Here is a 10,633-nt window from a genome sequence, read left to right on the forward strand (position 1 = left end):
ATCAATGGACCAAAGAATGACAAATCTATGGCTTCGCTTAATCATCGGCCTAAAGGCACCGGTCGATCTTAAGCGCCGGCCGGCTCTTTGTGCAACCGGACTCCCGGCGCATAGGCGATAAAGAACGGGTTGTCCCACCCCGGCTTGCCGTAAGTGAGCGGAAAATGATCATCAAAGCGCACGACATGGCCGCCCGCCCCGCGCAAGACCGCGTCTCCGGCGGCGGTGTCCCATTCCATCGTGCGGCCCAGCCTCGGGTAAAGATCGGCCTCGCCGGTGGCGACCAGACAGAATTTCAGGCTGCTGCCCGCGCTCGTCATGTCCTTGACCGCATAGCGCGCGATATAGGCATCGGTCGCCGCATCGCGGTGCGATTTTGACGCCACCACCATCAGCGCCCCGTTGTCCGGCGTCGACACCGCAAGCGGCGTGACCGCGCCGGGGGCCTCCTTGGCAAAGGGGCCGGTTTCCTCGACCGCGCGGCCATCGGCCTCGGTATAGAACAGCCGCCCCTTGGCAGGCGCATAGACCACGCCCCGCACCGGCACGCCATTCTCGACATAGGCGATGTTCACCGTGAAATCGCCGCGCCGCTGCACGAATTCCTTGGTGCCATCCAGCGGATCGACGATCAGGAAAGTGCTTGCCGTCAGATCATGGCTGTCGGCCTGTTCCTCGGTGATCAGCACCACATCGGGATAGGCCGCGCGCAGCCCTGCCGAGATGATCGCATCGGCGGCCTCGTCGGCCTCGGTCACCGGGCTGGCATCGGATTTGGATTTCACGTCAAACTCTGGCCCCTCGTAAACGGCCATGATCTTGTCCCCCGCTTCAAGGGCCAAGCGCCGCATCGTCAGTGTCAAATGACCAAAATCCACATCCATCTCCCTTTTCGCGCCGTTTCGGCACAATAGTTGCTTAAAACGCGCGAAGGCCTTACCATCGCCTTGAAGGAAACATCAAGATTTCCTCCGCTATGGCAAGGGGTTCACTCGGCAACCCTAAAGAGGACAGGGCAGAAATGTTCCGACCTGTGGTCAGAAAGACGCCGGCCCGCAGCGCGCTTGCGATGCTGGAACTTATATTCCATGCCACCGTGCGCTCCATCCGGCGCAGCCACGGCAATGCCGTGATCGGCCTGCTGCTCAATATCATGCAGACCGTCATCATGGTGGTCGTGTTCTATGTGATGTTTGACCTCCTGGGCCTGCGCGGCAATGCCATTCGCGGCGATTTCCTGCTTTATGTGATGTCGGGCATCTTCATGTTCATGACGCACACAAAGGTGGTGGGCGCGGTGGTCGGGTCTGACGGTCCCACCTCGGCGATGATGAAACACTCTCCGATGAACCCGATCATCGCCATCGCCGCCGCCGCGCTCAGCTCGCTCTACATCCAGATCCTGTCGGCGGGCGTGGTGCTGTTCATCTACCACGCCGCCTTTACCCCGATCACCATCTTTGATCCCGTAGGCACAATGGCCATGCTGTTCCTGGCCTGGGGCACGGGGCTCGCGGTTGGCATGGTGTTCAAGTCGGCAATGCCGTGGCAGCCCGAACTTATCGGCATCCTGTCCACGCTTTACCAACGCGCCAACATGATCGCCTCGGGCAAGATGTTCGTGGCCAATGCCATGCCCACCTATATTCTGGCCTATTTCGACTGGAATCCGCTCTTCCATATCATTGACCAGTCGCGCGGCTTCATCTTTCTCAACTACAATCCGCATTACAGCTCTATCAGCTATGCGGTCACCGTCATGATCATCTGCATCCTGATCGGCCTGATGGGAGAGTTCTATACCCGCAAGCACGCCTCCAGCAGCTGGGGTGCAAAGCGGTGACGGGCAAGGCGGCAAAACTGCTGTGCAGCGCCGGGGCTGTGCTGGCCTTGACCAGCGCCGCGCAGGCAGACCCGACCTTTCCCGCCCGTTACGAGGTCAGGGGCGTTGCCGCCACAGATGCGCTGAACATCCGCGCCACGCCCAGCGCAAGAGCCGAGATCATCGGCGAGATAGAGCCTTTTGCCATCCACATAGAGGTGCTCGACCTGTCGCCAGATCGCAAATGGGGCAAGATCGGCGTGCCGGAGGGCAATGGCTGGGTGTCGATGGCCTATCTGGCCCCCACCCCGCCAGAAGATCCCTTCACCGTGCCCCGCCCGCTGTCCTGCCTTGGAACCGAGCCGTTCTGGTCGGTCAGCCTTTACCCGCGCGGGGCCGAGTATAACTCGCCCGACACCGGCGCCGTACCGATGGCTGTCACGCATGAGGCGGTGGCCGATCACGGCTATCTGGTCCAGCTTGAAGAAGGGCCAAGCTTGAACCGCACGCTTATCATCACGCGCGAAGCCTGCTCCGATGGCATGTCAGACCGCGCCTACGGCTTTGCCACCCGCATGTTCACCGAAGCGCCCGACGGGAACAGCGCGCTGCACGGCTGCTGCACGCTCGATCACCGCTAGGGCTTGCATGAAAGAAGGGGGCCGCACAGGCAGCCCCCCCGAAACCGTGTCACGCGGCATAGCGCAAGATCGCGGCCACCGCGCCCTTGCCCGGCACCTCGTCCTGACGCACGGCCACCACCTTGCCACCTGCGACCAGCACGCGCGCCGCGATTTCATCGATCACGCCAAGGTTCTCGGCGGTGGATTCCTTGTCAAAGGTCACCGCGCCCGTGGTCTCGTCCACCGTGCCCGGCACAACCCCGTCAATATCGACAAACAGCGTCTCGACCGCGCCAAAGGTGGCGGCCTTCGCCACATCTGCAACATCGGTCAGCGCGCGGCCCTCCCCCTGCAGCGCCGAAAACCGCTCGTTCAGGGCGGCCACGGTCTTGGCCTGCTCGGCATCCAGCACGGGGCGGGCTTCCTCTGCCAGTTGCGACAGGCTCATGTTGACGGGGCTGGTCTTGATCGCATCCTCGGCCAGCGTGTCATGCGTTGTCACCGAGCGGAACATCGACAAAAGCGGGTCCGTCGCCGCCAAGATCAGCGGCTCGTCGCGCCCCGCCAGAACCGGGCGCAGGGCCTCGTCGATCTTGCGGCAATAGGCGCGCAGCAGCGTATTCTGCCCCTCGCCGCCACCGATCCGGCCCGAATAGCTGCGCGAGTTCACGCTGGCCGTGCCAGCGGCCGAGGCGGCATCCTTGGGCATGTCCGGCACGCGCACCTCTTGTGGCGGCAGATCGGCAAACACCTCCAGCAGGCGCACCTCGTTCTCGGCCAGCGCCAGCACAAAGGCGTGGTTCTGCCCCGATACGGCGCGAAGCAGCGGCTTGAGGAAATAGCGGTCCCCCACCTGCACCATCTCGCCCAGACGGTTGGGCAGCCGGAAGGTGCGCAGCCGGTCCGGGCTGACAAAGATGGCAAGGCTGTTGGCCTGCTTGTTCCAGAAATCGTCATCGTCGATCAGGTCATTCACCTGTTCGGAAATCGGCCAGATCGTGCGCTTGGCGGTGCCTGCGGCCTCCAGCTGCGCCTCGGCCTCCTTGAGAAGATTGCCCAGCGTGGTGCGGGCCTGCCCGATATGCTGCGTCTCCGGCGTGGTCGGGATGAAGAAAGACACCAGCGCATCCCCCCGTGCCGCAATCAGCTTGTCGATCTGCGCCTTGGTCGGAATGTCTACATAAAGCATCTGCATGTCCTTTTTTCTTGAAAACCTGAGCAGGGGTAACGTCACACCCCGCCCCCGGTTCCGGCCTGCGACAGCTTGCCCACCCCGCACCGCCCGCGGCAGGCCCGCACAGGCTTGTGAAAAATTCGCGACACTGGGCGCAGGGACCCCGTTGCAGGCAAAATGCCCGCAACCTATATACAGCACGCAACGGTAACTCGGGATCCACCGATTTCGCCGCACGCTCCATGGGCAAGGGTGCCGCATCGGGCCCGCGCCAATACCATCGCCTGTAGAAAGGGATTCAAACATGGCCAAAGTCATCGGTATCGACCTTGGAACAACCAACTCTTGCGTCGCCATCATGGATGGGTCGCAACCGCGCGTGATCGAAAACTCCGAAGGTGCACGCACCACGCCCTCGATCGTCGCCTTCACCGAGACCGAGCGTCTGGTCGGACAGGCCGCCAAACGGCAGGCCGTCACCAACGCCTCCAACACCATCTTTGCGGTCAAGCGTCTGATTGGCCGCCGCTTTGATGATCCGGCGATCCTCAAAGATCAGAAGAACATGCCCTACAAGGTCGTCAACGGCGGCAATGGCGATGCATGGGTCGAAGTGCGCGGCGAAAAGTATTCGCCCAGCCAGGTGTCTGCCATCATCCTGCAAAAGATGAAGGAAACCGCCGAATCCTACCTCGGCGAAACCGTGACGCAGGCTGTCATCACCGTTCCCGCCTATTTCAACGACGCCCAGCGTCAGGCCACCAAGGACGCGGGCAAGATCGCCGGTCTTGAAGTGCTGCGCATCATCAACGAACCCACCGCCGCCGCTCTGGCCTATGGGCTCGACAAGAAAGAAACCAAGACCATCGCCGTCTATGACCTCGGCGGCGGCACCTTCGACATCACCATTCTGGAAATCGACGACGGCCTGTTCGAAGTGAAATCCACCAACGGGGATACCTTCCTTGGCGGTGAAGACTTCGACATGCGCATCGTGTCCTACCTCGCCGAGCAGTTCAAGAAAGAGCATGGCGTTGACCTGACGCTGGACAAGATGGCGCTCCAGCGCCTCAAGGAAGCGGCAGAAAAGGCCAAGATCGAACTGTCCTCCTCGTCGCAGACCGAAATCAACCAGCCGTTCATCTCGATGGACAAGAACACCGGCCAGCCGCTGCACCTCGTGGTCAAGCTGACCCGTGCCAAGCTGGAATCGCTGGTCGATGACCTCATCAAGCGTTCGATGAAACCCTGTCAGGCCGCGCTGAAAGATGCTGGCCTGTCCGTGGGCGACATTGACGAGGTGGTGCTGGTCGGCGGCATGACCCGTATGCCCCGCGTGATCGAGGAAGTGACCAAGTTCTTCGGCAAGGAGCCGAACAAGGGCGTCAACCCCGATGAAGTCGTGGCCGCCGGTGCCGCCATTCAGGCGGGCGTTCTGCAAGGCGACGTCAAGGACGTGGTCCTGTTGGACGTGACCCCGCTTTCGCTGGGCATCGAAACCCTCGGCGGCGTGTTCACCCGTCTGATCGACCGCAACACCACGATCCCGACCAAGAAGTCGCAGATCTTCTCGACTGCCGAAGACAACCAGAACGCCGTGACGATCCGGGTGTTCCAGGGCGAACGCGAAATGGCCGCAGACAACAAGATGCTGGGCCAGTTCAACCTTGAAAACATCCCGCCCGCCCCGCGCGGTCTGCCGCAGATCGAGGTGACCTTCGACATCGACGCCAACGGCATCGTGTCGGTGAAGGCCAAGGACAAGGGCACCAACAAGGAACAGGCCATCACCATCCAGGCCTCGGGGGGTCTGTCGGACGAGGACATCGAAAAGATGGTCCGCGACGCCGAAGCCAATGCCGAAGCCGACAAGGCCCGCCGCGAACTGGTGGAAACCAAGAACCAGGGCGAAAGCCTGCTGCATTCCACCCGCAAATCTCTGTCGGAGCATTCCGACAAGGTTGACCCGACCACGGTTGAAGCCATCGAACTGGCCATGCAGCCGCTGGAAGAGGCGCTCAAGGGTGATGACGCGGGCAAGATCCGCTCCGGCATCCAGAACCTGACCGAAGCCGCGATGAAGCTTGGCGAAGCGATCTACAAAGCCTCGCAAGCCGAAGGTGAAGGCGCAGACCCGGACCGTCCGCGTGACGTTGACGAAGATATCGTCGATGCAGACTTCGAGGATTTGGGCGAGAACAAGCGGAAGTAAGACCGCAGGACACGGAAAAGGGGGCGGTCTGGCAACGGACCGCCCCTCTCCGGTTCGGGAAAGGTGCTGTGACGCATGGCAAAACGCGACTTTTACGACGTTCTGGGCGTTCCCCGGGGCTCATCTGCGGAAGATCTGAAAAAGGCCTACCGCGCGAAGGCCAAGGAACTGCACCCGGATCGCAATTCGGACAATCCCAATGCCGAGGCCCAGTTCAAAGAGGTGAACGAAGCCTATGAGGTGTTGAAAGACGCCGACAAGAAGGCCGCCTATGACCGTTATGGCCATGCCGCATTCGAAGGCGGCATGGGCGGCGGGCGCGGGCACCCCGGCGCGGGCGGCAATGGCGACTTTGCCTCGGCCTTCTCGGACGTGTTCGAAGACTTGTTCGGCGATTTCATGGGCGGGCGTGGTGGCGGCGGTGGCCGCTCGCGGGCGCAGCGCGGGTCTGACCTGCGCTATAACCTGCGCATCTCGCTGGAAGAGGCGTTCAAGGGCATCCAGAAAACCATCAACGTGCCCACCTCCACCGCGTGCGAAGTGTGCCGTGGTTCGGGGGCCGAAGGCGGCGCCGAACCCACCACCTGCCCCACCTGTTCGGGCATGGGCAAGGTGCGCGCACAGCAGGGCTTCTTCACCGTCGAGCGCACTTGCCCCACCTGCAACGGCATGGGCCAGATCATCAAGAACCCCTGCCGCGCCTGTGGCGGTCAGGGCCGGGTGGAGAAGGAACGCGCGCTTTCGGTCAACATTCCCGCCGGGGTGGAAACCGGCACCCGCATCCGGCTTGCCGGTGAGGGTGAGGCGGGGCTGCGCGGCGGCCCCTCGGGCGATCTCTACATCTTCATCGAGGTGCGCGAACACGCGATCTTCCAGCGCGACGGCGCGCATCTGTTCTGCCGGGTTCCCGTCAGCATGACGACAGCCGCCATAGGCGGCGAGGTCGAGGTGCCGACGATCGACGGCGGCCGCAGCCGCGTCAAGGTGCCGGCCGGTGCGCAATCGGGCAAGCAACTCCGCCTGCGATCCAAGGGCATGCCCGCCCTGCGTGGCGGCGGCGTCGGCGACATGCTGATCGAACTGGCGGTGGAAACGCCGGTGAACCTGACCGCGCGGCAAAAGGAACTGCTGCGCGAATTCGAAAAGCTGTCCGAGGAAAACAACCCCGAAGGCTCGTCCTTCTTCTCCAAGGTCAAGGGCTTCTGGGACGGCATGAAAAGCTGACCGCAGGCAGCATCGCCACGATCCAACCCCGCCGGGCAACCGGCGGGGTTTTTCTTTGCCTGCCGCGCCCCGCGCCGCACCAACGTCATGACGTAGGCCATACGCGCGCCATACCCGAACCACACGCGCTGCACCCCACGGCATTTCCGCCTCCGCTGCCCGCCGTTAACGCTTGGTTTACCCTCTCGTGCCAGCCTGCGCGCATGGCACAGCATGGCTTTCACGATGGCTCCCTCCCCCTCTTCCCCCCCTCGGGCGATGAGGATGAGGCCGCGCCATCCGCCCTCCCGCAAAAGCTGCCCTCCTACATCGCAGACCACCGCAAACGCCTGCGCGAACGCTTCATGGCGGGCGGGGCCGCCGCGATGCCCGATTATGAACTGCTGGAACTGCTCCTGTTCCGCGCCATCCCCCGGCAAGATGTCAAACCCCTCGCCCGCCTGCTGATCGACACCTTCGGCGATCTGAACCGCGTCATCACCGCCGCGCCAGCCCGGCTGCAAACCGTGAAAGGGGTCGGCGAAGCCGTTGTTTGTGAAATGAAAATCTTTGAATCCGTGGCCCAGCGCATGATGCGCGCCCGCGTCATGAACCGGCCCGTGCTGTCGTCATGGGATGCCCTGCTCGACTATTGCCACACCACGATGGCGCACCGCGAAACCGAACAATTCCGCATCCTGTTCCTTGATCGCAAGAACACCCTGATCGCCGATGAGGAACAGGCCAAAGGCACGGTCGATCATGTCCCCGTCTACCCGCGCGAAGTGGTGAAACGTGCGCTGGAACTCAACGCCTCGGCGCTGATCCTTGTGCACAACCACCCCTCGGGCGACCCCACGCCCAGCAGCGCCGACATCACCATGACCCACCAGATTGCCGAGGCATGTCAAGTGCTTGGCATCACCCTGCATGACCACCTGATCATCGGCAAAAACCGCGAACTCAGTTTCCGCTCGGCGGGCTATCTGTGAACACCGGCTTCAGCCAGACCTCCACCCGCCGGTTCAACCGCCGCCCCGCCTGCGTCTCGTCACAGGCCATCGGCATCGCTTCGCCAAAGGCAATGACCTGCGGCAAGTCAGCCTCTGCCACCCCGGCCTCGGCCAATGCGGTCATAACCCCTTCGGCGCGCCCTTTGCTCAGCTCAAGATTGGCCGCAGCCGCCCCGCTCCCATCCGAAAATCCCGCCAGAACAAGGGCATGGTTGCGGAAAACCCCCACCTCGATCAGTCGCGCCAGATCTTCCAGATTGTTGCGCGAATGGGCATCCAGCTGGCTCGACCCGTCCCGGAACCGGAAGGTAAGCGACAGGCGATCCGCCCCGTCCATCGCGTCGGCAAGGCGCTTCAGGTCGGCCAGTGTCGTCTCCTCCCCCGCGCCCTGAATGGCGTTGATCAGCCGCAACCCGTCCCCCGTCAGCGGTTGACGCTCTGGCTGGCGGTCGATCCAGCCCGCCGCAGCCACCACGGCCTGCGCCTGCGGTGTTTCCAGATAGGTCAAAAACTCCCGCACAAACAAAGGCAAACGCCGTTTCGGGGTCAGCAGGTAAAGCGGCAAGGACAGCGGATAATCCTCTGCCTTGACCGCCAAAGCCGTCGGTTGCAGCGGAAAGCCGCAACTGTCGGTCAGCGGCAGCGCCCGCGCCCCCCGCACCCCCGCCCGCACCGTCATCGCCACCGCCCAAGGGTCGCGCGCCACCGCGTCGCCCAAGGCTGCGATGTCGTCATGGATCACGCTGGCCGCCACATCGCGCCCCAGCCGTGCCGCCAAGGCCTTTTGCAGCGCGGCATCACCTTGCAACCCATGCAGCACCAGCGGCATGTCGGGGCCGCCAATCTGCGCCCAATTCGTCACCTCGCCGGCCAGAACCCGCGCCAGATCGCGTGTGCTGATCTTGGGCAGCGGGTTGTCAGGAGCCACCACGGGCACCATCGCATCCATCGCGATCACGCGCGCGCCAAGGTCGGGCTCGGTCATCGCGGCAAGGATCATCTCGGCGCGTCCGGACTGCAACGCGCCGCGCGCCTGAGCTGGCGGCATCGGCAAGAAACTGATGTCGGCCAAGGGCTTGCCGCTGACCGGATCGCTGACGGTCGCACGGTAGCCGTCTTGTTCTTCCTCGGCATAGTCAAGGCCGCGCGCCTCGGCAAAGGCACGCATCAAGGGCGGCATCAGCGCCTCACCCACCCCCGACAGGCCGACAACGCGCACAAGCGCCTTGGGCGCGGTCAGGTCAGGGCAGGCCGGACCGTCGCAGATCACCCCGGCAGCATCCACCGTCAACAGGCCATAAACGCTGTCAATGCGGTAGAATTCGCCATCATAGCTTTGCAGCATACCCGAGATTTCCAGCCCGCCTTCACGGGCCGACAGGGTCACGTCCTGCGCCCCGGCACTACAAGGGGCAAAAAGCGCGGCGAAAAACGCCGCGCGCCAAAAATCTGCCCCCATAGACCCTGCGCTGCCCTGTTAGTCTGCAATCGCCAGTGTCATGTCCTGAAGCAGGTTTTTCAATACAAGAATGTCGCCCACAGCGTCGCAGGTCGGCATGGAAACGTTCAGATCGGTGATTTCGACCGAGCCTCCCGTCGCCAAGATCGCCTCGCCCAGAATTTCGCGGTTGCAGGTGGCGTCCGTGACGGCGGCTTCCAGCACGAGGTCTACCGCAGTGGTCGGGCCGAATGTGTAAACCTCGGCCAGCAGAGGCAGCGCGACAGAGGGATCACCCAGCGTCAGGACACTGCCGGTCTCACCTGAAGTGCCGGTAAAAGCAGCAGAAATATGCCCCGGCTGGTTGTATCCGGCGCCGTTCTCAAAAGCGTGGAGCTGGAAGGAATCCTTGTCTTGCCATTGCACAGCGAAGCGCTGGACATTGGCGAAATCCGGCACGGGCAGACTTGCCTGCGCCTTGGTGCCATCGGCAAACCCGACCTCGACCACGGCAAGCCCGGTCAGCGCGGGAAGCGTCGTTGACAAAGCGCCGCTGCCCGAGGTGCGGGCCGTCACGGCAAGCCCGGCGTGCTTGACCACAACCCGTTGATCCGCATGGCACGGAGCCAGAAGCGAAAGGCCAATCACAGCCCCCGATTGCGGAACCAGATCAAACTTCACATCGCAGTCCGAAGCCGCCAAGTCTGGCGCGGGCAGCGGTGCGGGCGTTTCCGCGGGGGCCGGATCGGCCGCGGCCAACCGTTCGACAGGTGCAGCGGGTTCTGCGGGCGGTGCTGCGAGGGGTGGCAAGCTGCCGAAAATGGGGGCTGCTTCAGCCGGAAGCACAGGCGATTCGGCGCGCGCAGGCGACGGGGCGGTATCCCCCGGCCCAGCCGCCACCGGCTTGATGTCAGAGACGATCAGATCGCGCGGCTCTGCATTTGCACGGTCACCCGCCTTTTCCTGCACATAATGGCCGGCGCCAAGGGCAATCGCACCCGTGGCAACCATCAGTGTCAGTTTCCGTTGCAGGTTCATCATCGCCTCCAGCCCTTCGGTCAGAAGGCACCATGCCCATTAAAACGGGCCAATCAGTGGCGGTTTAAGGGAATGCGCACAAAATAAATGGCAAAAATGGGGCAGCCGAA

Annotated in this window: 9 protein-coding genes; 5 read left to right on the forward strand and 4 right to left on the reverse strand. The window is 63.1% G+C overall.

The genetic code is table 11. The features are described from left to right. Positions 1-68 precede the first annotated feature (68 nt). Positions 69-851 carry a 3'(2'),5'-bisphosphate nucleotidase CysQ gene (cysQ, locus tag G3572_RS17595; RefSeq protein WP_240335623.1) on the reverse strand — a complete coding sequence of 261 codons (783 nt, stop codon included), beginning with the start codon at positions 849-851 and terminating at the stop codon, positions 69-71. A gap of 170 nt (positions 852-1,021) precedes the next feature. Between cysQ and G3572_RS17600 the strand changes: the two genes are divergently transcribed. Together G3572_RS17600 and G3572_RS17605 are read left to right on the forward strand one after the other, a co-directional pair. Continuing rightward, on the forward strand, positions 1,022-1,843 hold the full coding sequence (locus G3572_RS17600; RefSeq protein ID WP_164614351.1) for an ABC transporter permease: 822 nt from the start codon (positions 1,022-1,024) through the stop codon (positions 1,841-1,843). Continuing rightward, positions 1,840-2,463, forward strand: coding sequence for a COG3650 family protein (locus G3572_RS17605; protein ID WP_205518781.1), 624 nt, complete (start codon positions 1,840-1,842; stop codon positions 2,461-2,463). The genes G3572_RS17600 and G3572_RS17605 overlap by 4 nt, the downstream gene beginning before the upstream one ends. Before the next feature lie 49 nt (positions 2,464-2,512). Here G3572_RS17605 and G3572_RS17610 read toward each other — a convergent pair whose 3' ends face one another. Beyond that, entirely contained in the window at positions 2,513-3,634 is a 1,122-nt protein-coding gene (locus G3572_RS17610) for a baeRF11 domain-containing protein (RefSeq protein WP_164614353.1), read from the reverse strand. Positions 3,635-3,923: 289 nt separating this feature from the next. Here G3572_RS17610 and dnaK point away from each other — a divergent pair, with 289 nt between their 5' ends. The 3 genes from dnaK (at position 3,924) to radC (ending at position 8,026) form a co-directional block, all read left to right on the forward strand. Continuing rightward, entirely contained in the window at positions 3,924-5,831 is a 1,908-nt protein-coding gene (gene dnaK / locus G3572_RS17615) for a molecular chaperone DnaK (protein ID WP_164614355.1), read from the forward strand. Positions 5,832-5,906: 75 nt separating this feature from the next. Next, positions 5,907-7,055 (forward strand): molecular chaperone DnaJ, encoded by a 1,149-nt coding sequence (dnaJ, locus tag G3572_RS17620; protein WP_164614357.1) that lies wholly within the window; start codon positions 5,907-5,909, stop codon positions 7,053-7,055. 203 nt (positions 7,056-7,258) lie between these two features. Then, positions 7,259-8,026 (forward strand): RadC family protein, encoded by a 768-nt coding sequence (gene radC, locus G3572_RS17625; protein ID WP_164614359.1) that lies wholly within the window; start codon positions 7,259-7,261, stop codon positions 8,024-8,026. Here the strand turns inward: radC and G3572_RS17630 are convergent. Together G3572_RS17630 and G3572_RS17635 are read right to left on the reverse strand one after the other, a co-directional pair. Beyond that, complete coding sequence (locus tag G3572_RS17630) at positions 7,998-9,506, reverse strand: phosphate ABC transporter substrate-binding/OmpA family protein (protein ID WP_164614361.1); 1,509 nt, start codon at positions 9,504-9,506, stop codon at positions 7,998-8,000. The two genes, radC and G3572_RS17630, sit on opposite strands and share 29 nt — an antisense overlap. An 18-nt stretch (positions 9,507-9,524) precedes the next feature. Then, on the reverse strand, positions 9,525-10,523 hold the full coding sequence (locus G3572_RS17635) for a hypothetical protein (protein ID WP_164614363.1): 999 nt from the start codon (positions 10,521-10,523) through the stop codon (positions 9,525-9,527). Positions 10,524-10,633 lie beyond the last annotated feature (110 nt).

The organism is Pseudotabrizicola algicola, from assembly GCF_010915705.1.
GTDB lineage: Bacteria > Pseudomonadota > Alphaproteobacteria > Rhodobacterales > Rhodobacteraceae > Pseudotabrizicola > Pseudotabrizicola algicola.

What these genes read in the sequence shown, in the direction of transcription:
- radC (WP_164614359.1), top strand. Translation starts at nt 7,259, where the DNA reads ATGGCACAGCATGGCTTTCACGATGGCTCCCTCCCCCTCTTCCCCCCC.
- G3572_RS17630 (WP_164614361.1), bottom strand. Translation starts at nt 9,506, where the DNA reads ATGGGGGCAGATTTTTGGCGCGCGGCGTTTTTCGCCGCGCTTTTTGCC.
- G3572_RS17600 (WP_164614351.1), top strand. Translation starts at nt 1,022, where the DNA reads ATGTTCCGACCTGTGGTCAGAAAGACGCCGGCCCGCAGCGCGCTTGCG.
- G3572_RS17610 (WP_164614353.1), bottom strand. Translation starts at nt 3,634, where the DNA reads ATGCTTTATGTAGACATTCCGACCAAGGCGCAGATCGACAAGCTGATT.
- dnaK (WP_164614355.1), top strand. Translation starts at nt 3,924, where the DNA reads ATGGCCAAAGTCATCGGTATCGACCTTGGAACAACCAACTCTTGCGTC.
- G3572_RS17635 (WP_164614363.1), bottom strand. Translation starts at nt 10,523, where the DNA reads ATGAACCTGCAACGGAAACTGACACTGATGGTTGCCACGGGTGCGATT.
- dnaJ (WP_164614357.1), top strand. Translation starts at nt 5,907, where the DNA reads ATGGCAAAACGCGACTTTTACGACGTTCTGGGCGTTCCCCGGGGCTCA.
- cysQ (WP_240335623.1), bottom strand. Translation starts at nt 851, where the DNA reads ATGCGGCGCTTGGCCCTTGAAGCGGGGGACAAGATCATGGCCGTTTAC.